Consider the following 19712-nt stretch of genomic DNA (forward strand, 5'->3'; position numbering starts at 1 on the left):
AACATCCTGTGAATAAGCTGTTATTTCACAAGAACATGTTCTATTTCAAGGATATACATCTTATGAAATCCTCCATGTTCTTCGCCATACCAACGGTTTATCAACAACTTATCCACAAAGTTATCAGCCTCTATGAAATCGGCGTAAAGCTTCTTGCACTCCAATATCAAGCGGGCTTGTTCATATCCAATGTATCCCTCTTCCGTCACATATGGTTTCAGGCCGGAAGCAGCAACTTTGTCGATGTCCCTACCCGATTGGCTTCCGCAAATCTTATGTATCTCCCGATGGGCTTCTCCCAAGAATGACAGGGTCAGCTTATCGCCTTTTTCAATGAATTCATACGTGTAACGTTCGGGGCGGATAAAAATAAATGCCACCGGTTTTCCCCACAGGATGCCGGTACCTCCCCAGCTGGCGGTCATCATGTTAAACTTCTCAGGTGTGCCGGCAGTCACCAGCATCCACTCCTTGCCAATGGCATCAAACATATTGTCCTTCAATTCGGACACACTGATTTCTCTCATAATCTGTTCGCTTTAAATTTCTACAAAGCTAAAGAAATTCTTTCTCCCATTTTCGTTTTTTAAACTGAATTTAAATAGCATCCCTAAAAATACTTTTTTCATTTCGGGCTTTTAAAGTATCTTTGCAGGAAAATCATGAACTAAATTAAAGAAAGGACTGAACCGTGGCAAAAGATACAGAGGTGGTACTAACCCCGATGATGAAACAATATTTTGACTTAAAGGCCAAACACCCGGATGCTATCATGCTTTTCCGGTGCGGAGACTTTTATGAAACTTATTCCGAAGATGCTGTGGCAGCAGCCGAGATTCTGGGAATCACCTTAACCAAACGTGCCAACGGACAAAGCAAGACGGTGGAGATGGCTGGATTTCCTCACCATGCCCTCGATACATACTTGCCCAAACTGATTCGTGCGGGACGAAGAGTGGCTATCTGCGACCAGCTGGAAGACCCGAAAACCACCAAAAAACTCGTCAAACGTGGAATTACGGAACTGGTGACTCCCGGTGTAGCCATCAACGACAATGTGTTGTCGTACAAAGAAAACAACTTCCTGGCTGCCGTTCATTTTGGCAAAACAGCCTGCGGTATCGCCTTTCTCGACATATCTACCGGTGAATTCCTCACTTCCGAAGGACCCACTGACTACATCGACAAGCTGTTGAATAACTTTGCTCCGAAGGAGGTACTTTTCGAGCGAGGCAAGAAGCCCATGTTCGAAGGCAACTTCGGCAACAAATTCTTCACGTTCGAACTGGAGGACTGGGTATTCAATGAGACTTCTGCCCGAGAAAAGTTACTGAAGCACTTTGAAACCAAAAACCTCAAAGGTTTCGGAGTGGAAAATCTGCACAATGGCATCATTGCTTCCGGAGCCATTCTTCAGTACCTCGACATGACCCAGCATTACCAGATTGGACACATCACATCGCTCTCTCGTATCGAAGAAGACCGCTACGTGCGATTGGATAAATTCACTGTACGCAGCCTGGAACTGATTGACAGCATGAACGAAGGGGGTACTTCCCTACTGGACATCATCGACCATACCATCAGTCCGATGGGAGCCCGAATGTTGAAACGCTGGATTGTGTTCCCTTTGAAGGATATCAAACCCATCAACGAACGACTGGACGTGGTGGAATTCTTCTTCAAGGAACCGGATTTCAAGGATTTCATTGAAGAAAAACTGCACCAGATAGGTGATTTGGAACGACTCAGCTCAAAAGCAGCCGTAGGACGTATTTCACCTCGTGAGGTAGTACAGCTAAAAATAGCCCTTCAGGCCATTGAACCAATTAAAAATGCGTGCCTGAATGCCGACAATCCCAGTCTACGCCGCATTGGTGAGCAACTGAATCTCTGTGCTTCCATCCGCGACAAGATAGCCAAGGAAATAAACAACGACCCTCCCCTGCTGGTCAACAAAGGTGGGGTAATTGCCGACGGTGTCAACGCGGAACTGGATGAACTGCGAAAGATTGCGTATTCCGGCAAAGACTACCTCCTGCAAATCCAGCAACGGGAAAGTGAACTGACGGGTATTCCAAGCTTGAAAATCGCTTACAACAACGTATTCGGTTATTATATCGAAGTACGCAATACACACAAGGACAAGGTACCTGCCGAATGGATACGCAAGCAGACGCTGGTCAACGCGGAACGTTACATCACGCAGGAACTGAAAGAATATGAAGAGAAGATTTTAGGAGCGGAAGACAAAATTCTCATCCTGGAAACCCGATTATATAACGAACTGGTCGCTGAACTGGCGGAATTTATCCCGGCCATCCAAATCAACGCCACACAGATTGCCCGACTGGACTGTCTGCTATCGTTTGCCAACGTGGCCCGTGCCAACAAGTACATCCGTCCGAATGTGGTAGATGACGATGTACTCGACATTCGTCAGGGACGACATCCGGTGATTGAGAAACAGCTTCCTCCAGGAGAAAAATACATTGCCAACGATGTGTACCTCGATACGGAAGAGCAACAGATTATCATCATCACGGGACCGAACATGGCTGGTAAGTCTGCCCTGCTCCGCCAGACTGCCCTGATTACCCTCATGGCCCAGATCGGTTGCTTTGTGCCGGCTGAGAGCGCTCATATCGGACTGGTGGACAAGATTTTCACCCGTGTGGGAGCCAGCGACAACATTTCCGTGGGCGAATCTACTTTCATGGTCGAAATGAACGAGGCAGCCAATATTCTGAACAACATTTCGCCACGAAGTCTGGTACTTTTCGACGAACTGGGTAGAGGAACCTCCACCTACGACGGTATTTCCATCGCCTGGGCTATTGTGGAACACATCCATGAACATAAGAAAGCCCGGGCTCGTACGTTGTTTGCCACCCACTACCACGAACTGAACGACATGGAAAGCCAGTTCAAGCGCATCAAGAACTACAACGTGTCGGTCAAGGAAGTGGACAACAAAGTAATTTTCCTCCGCAAACTGGAACGTGGTGGCAGTGCCCACTCTTTCGGTATCCATGTGGCCAAAATGGCGGGTATGCCGAAATCCATCGTGAAACGCGCCGATGAAATCCTACACCAGCTGGAAGCAGAAAACCGGCAAGAAGGAATTTCTGCTAAACCCCATGCAGCCAAACAGGCTTCTTCCGACGGAATACAGTTGAGTTTCTTCCAGTTGGACGACCCCGTACTATGCCAGATTCGCGATGAAATCCTGAACTTGGACGTGAATAACCTCACTCCGCTGGAGGCACTGAACAAACTGAATGACATCAAAAAAATAGTAAAAGGAAGATAAACCGTAACGCCTATGTCAACCATTATTTATCCGGCCCCTATTTTCGGCCCTATCCACAGCCGCCGTCTGGGTGTATCGCTCGGTATTAACCTGCTGCCCGCCGACGGCAAATTCTGTACGTTCGACTGCATTTATTGTGAATGCGGATACAACAAGGACTTTCGTCCGAAACAGAAAGTACAAACCCGTGAAGCCGTACGCGAAGCACTCGAAAAACGCCTGGCCGATATGAAAGAAAACGGTCCTTCTCCAGATGTGCTAACTTTTGCCGGCAATGGAGAACCGACTGCCAACCCGTATTTCCCGGAAATCATCGACGACACCTTAGCTTTGCGCGACAAGTATTTCCCCAATGCCAAAGTCAGTGTATTGAGCAACTCTACCTTTATCCACAACCCAAAGGTTTTTGCTGCCCTGAACAAAGTGGACAACAACATTCTGAAATTGGATACGGTAGACCCAGATTATATACAGACCGTTGACCGCCCGACCGGAAACTATCAGGTGAAAAACATCATTGAAGGCCTGAAAGCTTTTAATGGCAACCTGATTATCCAGACGATTTTCCTGAAAGGTACTACCGACGAAGGAAAAGACGTGGACAATACCACCGACAAATATGTATTGCCCTGGCTGGAAGCCGTCAAGCAGATTCGTCCTCGTCAAGTAATGGTTTATACCATCGACCGGGAAACTCCTGACCAGAAGCTCCAGAAAGCTACCCACGAAGAACTGGACCGCATTGTCCAGCTCGTAAAAGAAGCGGGTATCGACGCCAGTGCTTCTTACTAATAAAAAAGTGCATCTTATAAAAAATAACAGCGTGTACGCCTGCTATCAAGCATTTGTACACGCTGTCTGTTTATTCATCTATACGTCCTGTTTTCTTACTTCATAAAGGCTGGCACCGGCAAGTGCATGCCTGCGATTGTCAGTCCGTTTTCACGGGCGTACTGCAAATAATATTTACGGCTCTTAATGGCTCCTTTCTTGTCCATGTCATACTGCGCACAGATTTCAGGATGGATAACCTGTAAGGCCGCTCCATGGAACAAGTCCCCTATCACCAACAACTTTCCTACCTGGAACACGGTATGTCCAGGGGTATGCCCCACTGCGTTCATGGCTACTATATTTCCTGGAAGTGTATCTCCGAATGCAAAGAGATGCAAGTGATTCTTGTAGGCCTTCATGGTTTTCTCTACTTGTGCTTTCTGTTCCGCCGGCATCTTCATCCATGCATCGTATTCCACCTGGGAAGCATAAACTTCTGCACGTGGAAAGAACACACTGTCATTTTTCATCATACCGCCGATATGATCTCCATGAAAATGGGTTATGAACAAGTAGTTGATATCCTCCGGACTGATGTGCAAAGCCTTCAACTCTTCCAGCAATTGACTATCGGGTGCGCCCATTCCGGTATCGAAAAGCATGCGTATGCCGTCTTTTTCCACCAAGAATGTGCTGATAGAAGCGGGTACCCCATTCTGTAATGAAAGACTGTCTATCAGTGCGTCGCTGGCATCCGGAAACAAGGTGCGAGGCATCAGACGTGCCTGGGCGTTGTCACGAATCCAGGTCACCTTCATTCCATCCAATGTAAGAGTAGCCAACATACTGTCTTTCTGCATCTGAATCTGGTCAGATGCTACGTTTGTGCTGTCTGTGTTCATCTCGCTTTCTGTCTTTTGTTTGGATTGTCCACCGCAACCCACAAATAACAATGTCGCCATCATTACAGCGACACAACTCCATTTTCTGTTTTTCATCGCTATCTCGTTTTTACGTACAACCCACATCTTGATTCTCCACAAAAATACGAAAATATCTTTTAGTTTTATTCTTAAAATCGTACAGAATACACAGAAAATTTCCATAAAAAAACAGCGTGTACACTGCTTTTATTTTAGCTTGTACACGCTGTTTCCTTAATATACAAAAATGTCAGGGATTTTCAGTCATGATTTTCTGATAGTCTACATAAGCAGCTTTATACTCTTCCAATTTACCCTTAGGTACTACGATAGAAGTAAGATCGTCTACAAAAGGCAGAGAGGAATCTTCCACCTCAGGCGCTTTTTCACCTTTAAACACAATCTTTTCCACAGGATAGTTCGTTCTCAGTCCATAACCTCCTATTTTCTTCACATTCTCCGGCAGAATGATTTGTGTTAACTTGTTACATTCAATGAATACACCTTCTTGAACTTCAGCTATACTTTGTGGAAGGATAATTCGTGTCAACGCTTCGCAACCTTCGAAGGCTGCACTTTCCACTACTCCCTCCGCCAATTTCATGGAACCAGCATAATTCACATTTGCCAACTTAGTACAACCGTAAAAAGCCTGCCAACCTATCTTTTGTATATTATTCGGCAGAGTAATTGACTTCAGCGATACTGCTTCCCGAAAAGCTTCCGGTCCAATCTCTTCCACACTTACAGGAAGTACCACATTTTCCAATTGGGTCTTCAAAAAAGCTTGCGAACCTATTTTCTTCAGGGAAACGGGAAATGCTACCTTGTTCACTCCGGTTTCACGAAATGCATTTGAACCGATTTCTTCTACCGCAGTGTGAGAAAGATTTACTTTCGTCAACGACACACAATCTTCAAACGCATGTTTCTCGATTACCTTCAAGGAAGACGGAAAAGACACAGAAGCCAATTTCTTGCTTCTGGCAAACGCTTGTACTCCGATAGACTCCAACCCTTCATTGAGTACTAAAGATTCCACATTCGACTCCCAAAAGGCTTCTGGAGCAATGCTTTTCACTCCAGCAGGAATTATCACTTGCGACAATGTCGAATCTTTTATTCCTTTGAGTACTCCATTTTCGATTAAAAACGGACTTTCTTCAGGCTGCTCTTCTCTCTTTTCTATTTCCTTTGCTGCTTCCTGACGGTTCACTACTATCTTAAAAGATTGTTTTTTCCCAACTGTCACTGTTCCTCCCTTGCTCCACCACTCATAATTGGCGGCATCCAAAGTTTCAAGTACCACAAACATCAGTTCTCTATACTGTGTTCTCACAAACCATTTCTGACGCTCCAGCACAAAAGTCGCCTTTCCATTTTTATCAGTCACTACCTCCCACAATGCTTTGGTAGTCTGTTTTTCTTTAAAAGCTTCGTAAGTAGTCTCATCGTACATCTTGACAATCGTATTTCCCAAAGGCTCTCCTTTCGGATTGCAAACCGTAATTTCGACTACAGAAGGATCGTCATTCACAGAAAGTTTCTCTTTTTTACAGCTAAGAAAAAGTACACACATACCTAATAAAGCTACGGACAAAATTTTCAACATGTTCATAGGGTTATATAAATTTGTAATAAAATGATTCTACCGACGTAGATTCCCAATGTACTCTCTTCTCTAAAAATGAACGGTGATTTTAATCATCTATTCCAAGCAAAAAATCTCATTGCTTGACAAGGTGCGGCAAAAGTACAATAAATAATGCATATATATCGAAGAAAAATTCAAAACACTGGATTTTTTATAATTTATTCTCAATTTTCTTTCAGTATAAGAGAAAAGTAGAAAGCCTATTCAAGCTGCTGCATTTATCCATATTTCTCTCTCCTACTTTGTAGAATTGTACAAAATATCCACAAAAGAATGAGAAGAAATTACCCATCATTCCACCTATTAAATGGATAAGAAAATAAAGTTAATACTGATTATCAAATAATTAGTACAGTATATAAAGTTTGGCATCATAGTTGAACTACACTTATCGTAAACAAACTTACTTACTAACTATTTAAATTAAAAGCAATATGAAAAAGTTATTTGTAGCAGCAGCATTGGTAATGGGATTAGGAACTTCAGTAGTATTTGCCGAAAACCTGAACGCAAGTACAGACACTGTAACCGTAGTCAACGAATTCAAACCCATTGAGGTAAAAGATCTTCCTCAAGCTGTTCAAGATGCCATCACAAAAGATTATGCAGAATGGACCATCAAGGCAGCATACGTAGAAGAAACCGACGGTGTGAAAACTTATAAAGTGGTATTGGCCGACTTGGAAGAAAATACCGCTACGTTGATTTACAATGAGAAAGGTGAAGTACAGGAATAAGCACTAATTATGATTTGAGTTGAAAAGAAGGATGCCCCCGTGACAAATCTGTCACCAAGGCATCCTTCATTCTTTTTATTTTAGTAGCATGACGATGCTGCCACACGTAATCAACACTGCTCCCACTATGACTCTCAAACTGACCGGCTCTTTTAAGAATAAGAAAGACAGACAAATGGTAATCACCACACTCAGTTTATCGATAGGAGCCACTCTTGACACATCGCCTGTCTGTAAAGCTTTAAAATAAAACAACCAGGACAATCCTGTGGCTACTCCCGACAAGATTAAAAAGAGCCAGGTATGTGTATCTACCTGCTTTATATTCACAACCTGCCGTTCAGAAAAGACAATTCCCCACGTAATCAATAGAATGATACTGGTCCGAATCGCCGTAGCCAAGTCTGAGTTGATATTCTTCACTCCTACTTTTGCAAAAATGGCTGTCAATGCCGCAAAAAAAGCCGACAATAGCGCATAATATTTCCACATACCCATTCTCCTTTCCGACCATCAGAAAAATACTCAAAATAAAAAAGCCCTGATTCTTTTCTGAATCAGAGCTTCATATTTCGCGGTGCGTACGGGACTCGAACCCGTGACCCCATGCGTGACAGGCATGTATTCTAACCAACTGAACTAACGCACCATTAAGTTTTTCTTTCGTTGCTTTCTCTCTTGATTGCGGTTGCAAAGGTAGTGCATTTTTTCAAACCCACAAACTTTTCTATCACTTTTTTTCATCTTTTTTCTGCATAAAATCACAAACGACTGATTTTCAAGCATCATTGAAATCATCTTTTTTAGATCTAAAACGAGGCTATCCAGCAATAACAGTTTGTTTTTATCCAACTGCTCCCGAAAAATTTGAAAACTCACGTACAGAAAAAAGAGAAACTCGTTGCATTTTTTAGGTTTCCGCAAAGGAAAACGTATGTTTCTCTATGCGGAAACCTATGTTTCGCTTACCGGAAACGTACGTTTTCTGGCAGGGAAACATAAAAAGTAACGATGAATTTTCAGCTTATGTCCTTAACGATGAAGCATTCTCTGTACGGTATCCGGCACAAAGGAAACGTACGGACATAAAAAAAGGAGTTCCGCTGAACTCCAACCTTTGTTAACCTTAAATCTAATACTATGAAAAACACGATGCAAAGGTAAGGACTTTCTGGATATCTACAAATTATCCCTTCTAAAATCTATGCTATATAACATGTTTTAAGAAGATGTATCTCGCCATTAAAAGCTCTTAACAAAAAAGTTGAGACTGTATAATTACAGTCCCAACTTGGCAGATATTTCAAGCATCTTCTGAATAGGCTTGATGGCTTCTTTTGCTATTGCTTCATCCACCTTCACTTCCGGCCATTCATACTTCAATGTGTTATACAGTTTTTCCAGTGTATTCAAACGCATGAAGTTGCATTCGTTGCAAGCGCAGGTACTGTCTTCCGGCGGAGCGGGAATAAAGTGCTTGTCCGGACACTTCTTGCGCATCTCATACAGAATACCGCTTTCAGTAGCCACAATGAAGTTTTTCTTGTCACTGGCCATGGCATATTTCAGCAATCCTGCCGTAGAACCGATTTTGTCGGCCAGCTTCGCTACGGCTCCCTTGCACTCGGGATGAACCAATACCTGTGCATCCGGATACTGCTTTTTCAGTTCCAGAATCTTCTCTACTGAGAATTTCTCATGCACATGGCAGGCACCGTCCCAAAGCAGCATCTGACGTCCGGTAATCGAATTGATGTAATTTCCCAAGTTCTTGTCGGGACCGAAAATCAGCTTTTCATCTTCCGGGAAGCTTTCTACAATCTGACGGGCGTTGGAAGAAGTGACCACCACATCCGTCACCGCCTTCACCGCCGCACTGGTATTGACATACGAAATAACTTTGTATCCCGGATGTGCCTTCACAAATTCGGTAAACTTGTCGGCCGGACAACTGTCGGCCAGTGAACAACCGGCATTCAGGTCAGGAATCAGCACTTTCTTGTCCGGACAAAGGATTTTCGCGGTTTCACCCATGAAGTGTACTCCACACATCACAATGATTTTCGCATCCGTTTTGGCGGCCCACTGGGCCAGTGCCAGACTGTCACCGATAAAGTCGGCTATTTCCTGTATTTCGTCTGCCTGGTAGAAGTGTCCTAAAATGACCGCTTCTTTTTCACGACATAACTTCTTAATCTCAGCCTTCAGGTCAAGATTCTTTTCTACGGGTTCATCCACATAACCCTTTTTCAACCATTCTTCTTTATTCATTATTAGATTATATTTTTTCTTCTTTTTAAAAGAAAATATGATGCTGATAATATCCCGTTAATAGTGTTCGTAAAAATAGTGCTTCTTTTTTTGTTTTTCCGTTATCATCTTTGAGGTGAAGGATATCAGTCACTCATAAACAGGCTTACTGATTGATATCATTATCTTTACTGATTCTATTAACAAATTGTTGATACGTTGCAAAGTTAAAAACTTTTCGGTGATTCATTTCTGAAAATTCAAGAAGAATGTGTTTAAACTGGCAGTGAAAATTATTTCTAAGTTTTTTGGATTGTTGGTTTCCAGCTTGCTATAATTGATTTGTGGAATCTTGCAAGAAATAATTTTTATTTTCTATGCGCTCGTTTTTTACACCTTTTCCACCGTTTTCAACAGGGTTATGAATATAGTTTTTATCTTTGCAGCCGAACGTATTTCAAAGATAGGAATTATGGCCGAATTAAGGAAATTGAAGGTGACGGAGATGAACCGCCTGACGGTGGAAGAGTTTAAGGAAGCAGACAAGCTGCCTTTGGTGGTGGTGCTGGATGAAGTGCGTAGTCTGCACAATATAGGGGCGGTGTTCCGTACGTCGGATGCTTTTCTGGTAAACAGTATTTATCTGTGTGGCATTACGGCTACTCCTCCTCATCCGGAAATGCATAAAACGGCGCTGGGTGCAGAATATACGGTGGACTGGAAATATTTTTCCCGCACGCAAGATGCTGTAAATGAACTGCATGAGATGGGATATACCGTGCTGGCCATCGAGCAGTGCGAGGGGAGTACCTTGCTGGATGAACTGGCCTTGGAGAAGGGGAAAAAATATGCCATTGTGCTGGGAAATGAAGTGAAAGGTGTGCAGCAGGAAGTGGTGAATATGTCCGACGGCTGCATTGAGATTCCTCAATACGGTACGAAACATTCCTTGAATGTGTCTGTTACGGCAGGCATTATGATATGGGAATTTGCGCACAAGCTGTTCAAACTGCGTTGAACACCGCTTGTGAATATCCTATTGATAACTTGTTAATTTGTTGAATTATAGTGTTATAGCTGTCCATTTTCGACCAGTATAACCACTCTTTCTACCATCTTGTCGTCATCTTCAGGATGGTATTCTTTTTTCAGGCTGGCTCCGAACAGGGCAGCGAATGCCTGATAAAATCCCGCTTTGAAAGGTCCCATGAAAGCCTTGACCAGTTGATAAGAAGACTGGTTGCATTCCCGGTTGACCAGTTTGATCAACAGTTTGCCTTGTGAGAAGGTAAGTTTCTTCATACGGGCAGTGTATTGCTGTTTCAACCCTTTTTCCACCAGTTTCATGTGGCGTTCCCTGGCTTTCTGGTTGGGAAGGGTTTCCATATATTCATAAGTCTCAATGACTGCTCTTTTGATTTCTTTGGCCAGCGGGAGTGTTTTCTTTACATCGCGTACCAGCTTATAATAATATCTTTCTTGTCGTTTGTTTTTAAATTTAAGTTTCGGGTAAACGTAGATGTTTCTCAACGTTACACAAGGTATAGTGTCTCCTTTATAAACACATACAGGAACTTTATGACCTATAATTACTGTAGGGGTCAAATCCTGGGCATGTGTATGGAAGCAAATGCTTAGCCACAGTACGATGAATATAAGAAGACTCTTTTTCATACACGCAAAAATAGAAATAATATTCAGATTACGTGGCATAATTAACGTATTTATAGGATGTGTATAAACAGGTTAATAACATGTGGAAAAGACTCGTTTACTTCTGTGTATCAGCTATTTTTACCTGTGTAAATTTGTATGGGCAATCTTCCTGGATGGAGTGGGAAGAACAGATTGGTGAAGAAGAGGGTATGGCTTCGTGGAGGGAACGGTACGAAGAATTGAGTGAACTGGCAGAACATCCATGGAATGTGAATACGGTTACCAAAGAAGAACTGGAGCAATTGCCTTTTTTGTCCGACAAAATGATTGAAAACATTCTTTATTATGTGTATAAACACGGGCCGTTGGTCAGTATGAATGAATTGTGGGGAGTGGAAGGGATGGACCGGCAGACACGGGTCTTTCTGGAAGATTTTCTTTATGTGGAAGAGCCGGTACATAAAGAGCGTTTTTCCTGGAGGAACTTATGGAAAAATAATAAACAGGAATTGTGGATAAGAACAGACGTTCCTTTGAATAAGAAGGCTGGGTATGCCGGTATTCCTTTAGGGCAAGAGGATAAGTTAGCCTCAAAACGATATTATGGAGATCCTTTTTATGTGAATTTGAGGTACAGGTTTCAGTATCGGGATCATGTATATGTAAGTTTTGCTGCAGAAAAAGATGCAGGAGAACCTTTTTTCAGGCGTTACAACCGAAAGGGTTTTGATTTTTACAGTGCTTCTCTACAGTTGAAAGATTTCGGGCATTTGCACACATTGGTAGCCGGAAATTATAAGGCCAGTTTCGGTTATGGATTGGTGATGAACATGGGATTTGGACTGGGGAAAGCAACTTCTTTTTCGGCTTTGAGTCGTGCAGGACAAGGGTTGAGCAAGTATACGTCTATGAATGAGGCTAATTATCTGCAAGGGGTAGGGATGTCTTGGAAGTGGAACAAACGCTGGATTTGGACAGGTTTTTTCTCTTTTCGGCCACAGGATGCTACGACAGACAATAAGTGTATAACCACGTTGAAAACCGATGGTTATCATCGGTTGAAAAAAGATATGGAAAAGAAGAATACGGCTCTTAATACGTTGGCAGGGAGTAATTTGACTTATGATGGAAAGTATTTTGAAGGGGGACTAACAGTTGTTTATAATGTTTTCAACAAGATGTTGAATCCGGCGGAAAGATTGTATAACCGTTATTATCCTCGGGGAAAGTATTTCTATAATGTGGGGGTGAATTATAAATGGTATAAAGGAAAGTTTGTTTTTTCAGGGGAAACTGCTGTCGACAAGCAAGGAAAGGTAGCAACCTTGAATCAATTGACTTATTCACCGACTGTGAATACCTCTTGGATAGTTATCAACAGGTATTATGATAAAAAATATCAGAGTTTATATGGTAATGGTTTTAGAGAGAATTCAAGACTGCAAAATGAAGCTGGGATTTTTATTGGTCTGGAAACAAGTCTCTTGCGGAACATCAAATTATTGTGTTATGGAGATTTCTTTTATTTTCCATGGTATCGTTATCTGGTGGATAAGCAGAAAACAACGGGGATGGAAGGAGTTGTTCAACTTTCTTATTCACCGTTAAATTCACTGGATATGTGGATAAAGTATAGCTATAAGAATAAGGCTAAAAACTATAAAGTCTCGGATGAAGAGAAATATGTGTTACCCAATATCCGGCAGCGTTTCCATTATCAGCTGACTTATTCACCGGTAAAATACATCCGGTGGAAAACGGTGATGGAATATGTGCGTTCCTCCGTGTTCCGGCAAGAAGTATCCAATGGTCTGGCAGTGGGGAGCAATTTGAAACTGGAGATTCCTCGTTGGGCACTACGGGCTTTTGTAAGTGGTACCTGGTTCCGTACGGAGGATTATGCTTCTCGAGTGTATATGTATGAACAAGGATTGCTGTATGCGTTTTCCATGGGGGCATTGTATGGTAGAGGAGAAAGGCTGGCTGTAGGTTTGGATTATAATTGGAAGAAAAGAGTCTTTTTCCAGATGAAATGGGGATGGACGCATTACAGAGACCGGAATCTAATCAGCTCAGGAGCAGAGGAAATCTTAGGAAATCAGAAATATGATTTACAGTTTCAGGTACGGTTGAAGTGGTGATTTTCTGAAGTAAGGACATAAAAAAAGGAGTACCGCTGTACTCCAACCTTTGTTAACCTTAAATCTAATACTATGAAAAACACAGTACAAAGGTACGGAATTCTGGGAATAATGCAACTCCTGAGATGAAAATAACGGGTTTTATAACATGATTTAAAGAAAACTCCCATCCTGTTAAATCCTATTTTGATTTTAACAGAATGAGAGTTTCTATTTTAACTTTTTATTTTGCATTGATTTCAGCAATTTCCCGAGTAGCTACTTCCAGTGCTTCGTTGATGTTGCTGCAGATATTTTCTTTTCCTAACAATTCATAGAAGCCGGATTTTTCCAGTACCTCGTGTACTTTTTCATTGACTCCCGACAGGATGATGTGGATGTTTTCTTTCTGTGACATTTCACACAGGGTCGTGAGGTTGTGAATACCTGTAGAATCAATGAAGGGGACTTTTCGCATACGGATGATGCGGATTTTCGGACGGTCGCCCAACCGTGACATGATTTCTTCAAACTTGGTAGCGATACCGAAGAAATACGGGCCGTTGATTTCATATACTTCCACACCTTGCGGAATGACCAAGTGTTCTTCGTGTACTTCCAAGTCGGACTCGTTGTTGGGATCTATTTCATCGGTAATGACGGAAATTTTGGTCGTTTCCATGACACGCTTCATGAACAGTACGCAGGCGATGACCAGTCCTACCTCAATGGCTACTGTCAAGTCGAAGATGACTGTCAGGAAAAAAGTGATGAGCAGTACCACTACATCCGACTTTGGGTTTTTCAACAGTCCTTTGAACACCCTCCATCCACTCATGTTATAAGAAACGATGACCAGTACGCCGGCCAGACAGGCCATAGGGATGTATTTAGCCAGAGGCATTAGGAATAGAAGGATGAGCAACAACACTACAGCATGTACAATACCGGCTACGGGTGACTTACCTCCGTTGTTGATGTTGGTCATGGTACGGGCAATGGCTCCTGTGGCTGGGATACCTCCGAAGATAGGGGATACAAAATTGGCAATGCCTTGAGCGATAAGTTCCGTATTGGAATCGTGGCGGTCGCCGATGACACCGTCGGCCACAGCTGCTGAAAGCAGAGATTCAATGGCTCCCAACACAGCAATCGTGATGGCAACAGGAAACAGATTCTTGATGGCTTCCCAGTCGAGTGCTGGAACGGCTGCGGCCGGAAGTTGTGATTTGATGCTGAAACGGTCACCGATGGTATCGATACAAGTGACACCGACATACATTTTCAGGAAGTAAACTCCGACAGTAACCAGAATGATAGCGACCAGTGAACCCGGCACTTTCTTGGAGAACTTGGGAGTAATGGCAATGATGAACACACTGACCACACTGACAATGACGTTCCACCAGTTCACTGTATCAAAATGATGGAAATAAAGAATCCATTTTCCGATGAAGTCTCCCGGAACTTTTTCACCTTGGAAGTTGAGTCCGAAAATATCGGCAATCTGCGTGGTGAAAATCGTGACGGCGATACCGCTGGTAAAACCAATAATGATAGGGTAGGGAATAAATTTGATGACGGTTCCCAGTTTGAATACACCTAATAATATAAGGAGCACACCAGCCATCATGGTAGCTACCATCAGTCCGTCAATACCATATTGCTGAATGATGCCATAAATAATGACGATAAAAGCACCGGTCGGTCCACCTATCTGTACTTTACTTCCTCCAAGGAACGAAATGATAAAACCAGCTACAATGGCTGTGATGATTCCTTTTTCCGGGCTGACTCCGGAAGCAATACCAAAAGCAATGGCCAATGGTAAGGCAACAATTCCCACGATAATACCTGCCATCAGGTCGGTCATTAGGTCGGCCTTGGTATAGGTTTTCATCATAGTGAAAAGTTTGGGTTTGAATTCTAATCCTTTCATCTATCTTTGAATATGAGTAATTTAAAAAGAGTCACAAAAGTATACATTTTCTGGTATTCAGAGATGTTTTATCTTAATTATCTTTTAAAAATGTGCTCAAATGTGTAAATCCGACAAATGTGTAGGAAATATTTTTCGGATAATTACCTGGAGTTAGATGGATTGTTTTCAGGCAATTTTGGAAACTTTTTTCCATTGTCATTTGTTTTTATGTAAAGACCTTTGTGAGTAAATCGTTAATAAAGCAGAAAATAAAATTGTAATGATTTTAAATTTGAATAAAACTATTATATTTGCAATGTAAACCTAAAAACGTAATTTATTCATCAACTTAATAACTAATAGATATGGGAAAAAGCATCAAAGGAACAAGAACTGAAAAAAATCTGGCAATCTCTTTTGCAGGGGAATCTCAAGCCAGAATGCGTTACACTTATTTTGCAAGTGCGGCCAAGAAAGAAGGTTTTGAACAGATTTCAGCTATTTTTTTGGAAACTGCTGAGCAGGAAAAGGAGCATGCCAAGCGAATGTTCAAATGGTTGGAAGGTGGAATGGTGGAAATTACAGCCAGCTATCCTGCCGGAGTAATCGGTTCTACATTGGAAAATCTGAAAGCAGCCGCTGCGGGTGAAAACGAAGAATGGAGTCTGGATTATCCGAAGTTTGCTGACATTGCAGACGAGGAAGGTTTCCCAGCCATTGCAAAGATGTATCGCGAAATTGCTGTAGCCGAAAAAGGTCATGAAGAAAGATACCTGGCTTTCGTGAAGAACATTGAAGACGAAAAGGTTTTCAAGAAAGACGTGGAAGTGGTATGGCAGTGCCGTAACTGCGGATATATTTATGTAGGAAAGGAAGCTCCTGAAGTATGTCCGGCTTGCTTGCATCCACAGGCTTATTTTGAAGTGAAGAAGAACAATTATTAAAATCCATTTTTTTTGATTGCATAAATGACGGAAGAGGGCTGTGGCAGTTTTAAAGTCACAGTCCTTTTTTTATTTCTGGAAATTTAGAAACAAAATACCTAAATTGAGGTATTGTATAGATGTTGGAGTTTACTCATTTTTGTATATCAGAATTTTTTAATCACATCAATATGAAAATTAAATCAATCAAAGGTCGTGAAATACTCGATTCACGAGGTAATCCTACCGTAGAGGTAGAAGTGAGACTGGAATCTGGCGTGGTAGGACGTGCTTCTGTTCCATCGGGAGCTTCTACAGGTGAACATGAAGCATTGGAACTGCGCGACAAGGATGCGCATCGTTATGGAGGTAAGGGAGTACTGAAAGCAGTAGATAATGTAAACAAAGTGATTGCTCCAGCCTTGATTGGATGGTCTGTTTTTGAGCAGCGGAGCATTGATAAAAAAATGTTGGAGTTGGACGGTACTCCCACAAAGTCTAAGTTGGGAGCTAATGCCATTTTGGGGGTATCGCTGGCTGTAGCGAAAGCTGCCGCTGCTTATTTGGATATTCCTTTGTATCGTTATATTGGAGGAGTAAATACGTTTGTGATGCCGGTTCCTATGATGAATATCATTAATGGAGGCTCACACAGCGATGCCCCCATTGCTTTTCAGGAATTTATGATCCGTCCGGTAGGTGCTCCTTCTTTCCGGGAAGGGCTTCGTATGGGAGCGGAAGTGTTCCATTCTCTGAAAAAAGTGCTGCATGATCGTGGACTGAGTACGGCAGTGGGAGATGAAGGAGGATTTGCTCCGGCATTGAAAGGTACGGAAGATGCGTTGGAATCTATTTTAGCAGCTATCCAGCAGGCTGGTTATGTCCCGGGAAAAGACGTGATGATTGGGATGGACTGTGCTTCTTCCGAGTTTTATAAAGATGGGGTATATGATTATACCATCTTTGAAGGTGAAAACGGGAAAAAACGTACCTCTGATGAACAGATTGCCTACCTGGAAGAATTGATTGATAAGTATCCGATAGACTCCATTGAAGATGGAATGAGCGAAAATGACTGGGAAGGATGGAAGAAACTGACGGAACGAATCGGAAACCGTTGCCAATTGGTAGGGGATGATTTGTTTGTTACCAATGTGGAATTCCTGTCAAAAGGAATAGAAATGGGTTGTGCCAATTCTATTTTAATTAAGGTAAATCAAATCGGCTCGTTGAGTGAAACACTGGATGCCATTGAAATGGCTCACCGTCATGGATATACCACAGTGACCTCTCACCGTTCGGGAGAAACAGAGGATGCGACAATTGCTGATATTGCAGTGGCTACGAACAGCGGTCAGATTAAAACTGGCTCGTTGAGCCGTTCCGACCGTATGGCAAAATACAACCAATTGTTGCGTATTGAGGAAGAACTGGGGGATTTGGCGGTATACGGTTATAAGCGAATCAAATAATTCAGTAATCTTATTATGTAGTAGCGAAGAAATACAGGATTGCTTTAGGCAGTTCTGTATTTTTTTAGTTTATCATCTTTATTTGTTAATGGATTTTATCGGTTGGGTATAGATGGTTAATATGTGTTGTAAAATATGATTTTTCGGCTGTATTCTTTGTGGTTTTTCCGGGAATGCTTACTTTTGCACTGTGTTTTTCATAGTATTAGATTTAAGGTTAACAAAGGTTGGAGTTCAGCGGAACTCCTTTTTTTATGTCCGTATGCGAAGTGTCCTTTTTTCTGATTGCTGAGCTGTTTTCTATTTGTTCGTTTTTCTGTAAGTTTTTCTTCAAGCCGTTTCTTTTGTTTTCCTTTGTAAATGTCCGTTTGTTTTTTCTTTATGCGTTCCGTATTTTCTCCTTCAAGCCTTCCGTATTGAAGAAATGGCGGTGAGATAATCCTTGGTTGCATTTAAGATTTTTATGTTTCCGTCAGGGGAGACGTATGTTTCCCTGCCGAGAAATGTACGTTTTCCACGGCGGAAACATACGTTTTCCGAAAGGAAAACATAGAAATTGTTGGGAGTCTTTGGCAAAAATGTGCCTGCGGTATAAGATTGCTGGAGTGTCTTTTGCTATTCCATATGGAAAAACTACGGTTCCCGGATAGATTCTGTTATCCAGTTTCCTGTTTTGCGGGATTCTTTCTGATTTTTCTGTCTTCGGGAGGAGAAATTCCAACCTGCATTCCCCATCGAGCAGGAAAAATGAAGGCTAGTTTCACTTTGAGGGTTGTGGAAAGGCATAAGAAATCGTCGGTTTTGGAACAAGTTTTCTCAGAAATCAAATCCTTACGGTCTCTAAGAGCGGACTTTTTCAGGTTTTTCTTTCCGGTTTTTCAAGAAGAAATCCTTGTTTGCGGATCAATATTGCCGTGTTTCGGCCGTTCTTTTTCGTTGGAGAATGATTTTTCAACCTGTTTTTCCTATATGCAACTGTTATGTTCTTCCTGTTTGTTTACGTATGCATATATGCGCGCGTACGTACGCCCGCGCGAAATACATAATGTAGGGCTGTTTCCGTTCCTTTTTGTAGACCTCAAAAAATACTCACACGCAACCGTCTTGTTCCCAGTTATTTACAAAAAAAACTTCAAAAAATCCGCAAAAAAGTATTGCGTAAAAGTTGCAGGAAAGGAAAAAGTGCGTACCTTTGCAACCGCTTTCGAGAGGGAGAGCCGCTGAGAATGACAGACTGACAAAGAGAGGCAGACACTTGAAGGCGCTGCACCCGAGTATCTTACCTTGCAAGACGGCAAGGGAGCGAGAAAAGGATAAGCCCCGAGAGGTCACCCTGAAAAACTTTTTCGAAAAAAAACTTTCGGAAAAATTTGGAGGGAAAGAAAAAACGCCTTACCTTTGCAAACGATTTCCCTCTGAAACGGGAGCTCAAGAAAAGATAGTTCTTTGAAAGACTTTAGATAAACAAACGAAGATGTAGTACAAGAAGTAGTCTTATATATAATGTATATGTGAGATGAAACAAGAACCGTCAATAACCTGAAAAGGATATAGAAATCGGTTTCCTGAAACAGAGATTCAACAATACCCGCAAGGGTAAAGAAAATATTTTACAATGAAGAGTTTGATCCTGGCTCAGGATGAACGCTAGCTACAGGCTTAACACATGCAAGTCGAGGGGCAGCATGAACTTAGCTTGCTAAGTTTGATGGCGACCGGCGCACGGGTGAGTAACGCGTATCCAACCTTCCGTACACTCAGGAATAGCCTTTCGAAAGAAAGATTAATACCTGATGGTATGATGAGATTGCATGAAATCATCATTAAAGATTCATCGGTGTACGATGGGGATGCGTTCCATTAGATAGTAGGCGGGGTAACGGCCCACCTAGTCGACGATGGATAGGGGTTCTGAGAGGAAGGTCCCCCACATTGGAACTGAGACACGGTCCAAACTCCTACGGGAGGC

14 protein-coding genes, 1 tRNA gene and 1 rRNA gene are annotated in these 19712 nt (G+C 42.3%); 8 read left to right on the forward strand and 8 right to left on the reverse strand.

Annotated features, from left to right (window positions below; all coding sequences use genetic code 11):
* Positions 1 to 20: 20 nt before the first annotated feature.
* Positions 21 to 527, reverse strand: a complete 507-nt coding sequence (locus H6A28_RS04475) for a flavin reductase family protein (protein ID WP_204475557.1) — start codon at positions 525 to 527, stop codon at positions 21 to 23.
* Positions 528 to 724: 197 nt separating this feature from the next.
* On the opposite strand from H6A28_RS04475, the gene mutS reads away from it, so the two are divergent.
* On the forward strand, positions 725 to 3313 hold the full coding sequence (gene mutS / locus H6A28_RS04480; RefSeq protein ID WP_204475563.1) for a DNA mismatch repair protein MutS: 2589 nt from the start codon (positions 725 to 727) through the stop codon (positions 3311 to 3313).
* 12 nt (positions 3314 to 3325) lie between these two features.
* Positions 3326 to 4105, forward strand: coding sequence for a radical SAM protein (locus H6A28_RS04485; protein ID WP_204475558.1), 780 nt, complete (start codon positions 3326 to 3328; stop codon positions 4103 to 4105).
* Between the two features lie 95 nt (positions 4106 to 4200).
* On the opposite strand, the gene H6A28_RS04490 is transcribed toward H6A28_RS04485, so the two are convergent.
* Both H6A28_RS04490 and H6A28_RS04495 read right to left on the reverse strand, forming a co-directional pair.
* On the reverse strand, positions 4201 to 5085 hold the full coding sequence (locus tag H6A28_RS04490) for an MBL fold metallo-hydrolase (RefSeq protein WP_204479061.1): 885 nt from the start codon (positions 5083 to 5085) through the stop codon (positions 4201 to 4203).
* A gap of 175 nt (positions 5086 to 5260) precedes the next feature.
* Positions 5261 to 6622: a leucine-rich repeat domain-containing protein gene (locus H6A28_RS04495; protein WP_204479063.1), complete on the reverse strand. Its 1362-nt coding sequence runs from the start codon at positions 6620 to 6622 to the stop codon at positions 5261 to 5263.
* A 476-nt stretch (positions 6623 to 7098) separates the two neighbouring features.
* Between H6A28_RS04495 and H6A28_RS04500 the strand changes: the two genes are divergently transcribed.
* Positions 7099 to 7401 (forward strand): hypothetical protein, encoded by a 303-nt coding sequence (locus H6A28_RS04500; RefSeq protein ID WP_204477230.1) that lies wholly within the window; start codon positions 7099 to 7101, stop codon positions 7399 to 7401.
* Between the two features lie 75 nt (positions 7402 to 7476).
* Here the strand turns inward: H6A28_RS04500 and H6A28_RS04505 are convergent, their stop codons facing one another.
* The 3 genes from H6A28_RS04505 to nadA all read right to left on the reverse strand — a co-directional run bounded on the left by H6A28_RS04505 (position 7477) and on the right by nadA (position 9672).
* Positions 7477 to 7893: an EamA family transporter gene (locus tag H6A28_RS04505; protein WP_204477232.1), complete on the reverse strand. Its 417-nt coding sequence runs from the start codon at positions 7891 to 7893 to the stop codon at positions 7477 to 7479.
* An 83-nt stretch (positions 7894 to 7976) separates the two neighbouring features.
* Positions 7977 to 8050: transfer RNA gene (locus H6A28_RS04510), tRNA-Asp, on the reverse strand.
* Between the two features lie 629 nt (positions 8051 to 8679).
* A complete protein-coding gene (gene nadA, locus H6A28_RS04515) occupies positions 8680 to 9672 on the reverse strand; it encodes a quinolinate synthase NadA (protein WP_204479065.1) in 993 nt (330 codons plus the stop codon).
* Positions 9673 to 10123: 451 nt separating this feature from the next.
* On the opposite strand from nadA, the gene H6A28_RS04520 reads away from it, so the two are divergent.
* A complete protein-coding gene (locus H6A28_RS04520; protein ID WP_204477236.1) occupies positions 10124 to 10669 on the forward strand; it encodes an RNA methyltransferase in 546 nt (181 codons plus the stop codon).
* A 53-nt stretch (positions 10670 to 10722) separates the two neighbouring features.
* Here the strand turns inward: H6A28_RS04520 and H6A28_RS04525 are convergent, their stop codons facing one another.
* A complete protein-coding gene (locus tag H6A28_RS04525; RefSeq protein ID WP_239465257.1) occupies positions 10723 to 11325 on the reverse strand; it encodes a DUF4294 domain-containing protein in 603 nt (200 codons plus the stop codon).
* Positions 11326 to 11405: 80 nt separating this feature from the next.
* Here H6A28_RS04525 and H6A28_RS04530 point away from each other — a divergent pair, with 80 nt between their 5' ends.
* On the forward strand, positions 11406 to 13448 hold the full coding sequence (locus tag H6A28_RS04530; protein ID WP_239465258.1) for a helix-hairpin-helix domain-containing protein: 2043 nt from the start codon (positions 11406 to 11408) through the stop codon (positions 13446 to 13448).
* Positions 13449 to 13671: 223 nt separating this feature from the next.
* Here H6A28_RS04530 and H6A28_RS04535 read toward each other — a convergent pair whose 3' ends face one another.
* Positions 13672 to 15366 (reverse strand): SulP family inorganic anion transporter, encoded by a 1695-nt coding sequence (locus tag H6A28_RS04535; protein ID WP_204479067.1) that lies wholly within the window; start codon positions 15364 to 15366, stop codon positions 13672 to 13674.
* Positions 15367 to 15713: 347 nt separating this feature from the next.
* On the opposite strand from H6A28_RS04535, the gene rbr reads away from it, so the two are divergent.
* From rbr to H6A28_RS04550, 3 genes are all read left to right on the forward strand, one after another.
* Entirely contained in the window at positions 15714 to 16292 is a 579-nt protein-coding gene (rbr, locus tag H6A28_RS04540; RefSeq protein ID WP_022353035.1) for a rubrerythrin, read from the forward strand.
* Positions 16293 to 16462: 170 nt separating this feature from the next.
* Complete coding sequence (gene eno, locus H6A28_RS04545; protein ID WP_204477240.1) at positions 16463 to 17743, forward strand: phosphopyruvate hydratase; 1281 nt, start codon at positions 16463 to 16465, stop codon at positions 17741 to 17743.
* A 1612-nt stretch (positions 17744 to 19355) separates the two neighbouring features.
* Positions 19356 to 19712: ribosomal RNA gene (locus H6A28_RS04550) — 16S ribosomal RNA — on the forward strand; the annotation flags it as partial.

Origin of the sequence: Bacteroides mediterraneensis (genome assembly GCF_016900355.1) — a bacterium.
Lineage (GTDB): Bacteria > Bacteroidota > Bacteroidia > Bacteroidales > Bacteroidaceae > Phocaeicola.

What these genes read in the sequence shown, in the direction of transcription:
- H6A28_RS04495 (WP_204479063.1), bottom strand. Translation starts at nt 6,622, where the DNA reads ATGTTGAAAATTTTGTCCGTAGCTTTATTAGGTATGTGTGTACTTTTT.
- H6A28_RS04530 (WP_239465258.1), top strand. Translation starts at nt 11,406, where the DNA reads ATGTGGAAAAGACTCGTTTACTTCTGTGTATCAGCTATTTTTACCTGT.
- H6A28_RS04490 (WP_204479061.1), bottom strand. Translation starts at nt 5,085, where the DNA reads ATGAAAAACAGAAAATGGAGTTGTGTCGCTGTAATGATGGCGACATTG.
- eno (WP_204477240.1), top strand. Translation starts at nt 16,463, where the DNA reads ATGAAAATTAAATCAATCAAAGGTCGTGAAATACTCGATTCACGAGGT.
- H6A28_RS04520 (WP_204477236.1), top strand. Translation starts at nt 10,124, where the DNA reads ATGGCCGAATTAAGGAAATTGAAGGTGACGGAGATGAACCGCCTGACG.
- mutS (WP_204475563.1), top strand. Translation starts at nt 725, where the DNA reads ATGATGAAACAATATTTTGACTTAAAGGCCAAACACCCGGATGCTATC.
- H6A28_RS04500 (WP_204477230.1), top strand. Translation starts at nt 7,099, where the DNA reads ATGAAAAAGTTATTTGTAGCAGCAGCATTGGTAATGGGATTAGGAACT.
- H6A28_RS04535 (WP_204479067.1), bottom strand. Translation starts at nt 15,366, where the DNA reads ATGAAAGGATTAGAATTCAAACCCAAACTTTTCACTATGATGAAAACC.
- nadA (WP_204479065.1), bottom strand. Translation starts at nt 9,672, where the DNA reads ATGAATAAAGAAGAATGGTTGAAAAAGGGTTATGTGGATGAACCCGTA.
- H6A28_RS04525 (WP_239465257.1), bottom strand. Translation starts at nt 11,325, where the DNA reads ATGAAAAAGAGTCTTCTTATATTCATCGTACTGTGGCTAAGCATTTGC.
- rbr (WP_022353035.1), top strand. Translation starts at nt 15,714, where the DNA reads ATGGGAAAAAGCATCAAAGGAACAAGAACTGAAAAAAATCTGGCAATC.
- H6A28_RS04485 (WP_204475558.1), top strand. Translation starts at nt 3,326, where the DNA reads ATGTCAACCATTATTTATCCGGCCCCTATTTTCGGCCCTATCCACAGC.
- H6A28_RS04505 (WP_204477232.1), bottom strand. Translation starts at nt 7,893, where the DNA reads ATGTGGAAATATTATGCGCTATTGTCGGCTTTTTTTGCGGCATTGACA.
- H6A28_RS04475 (WP_204475557.1), bottom strand. Translation starts at nt 527, where the DNA reads ATGAGAGAAATCAGTGTGTCCGAATTGAAGGACAATATGTTTGATGCC.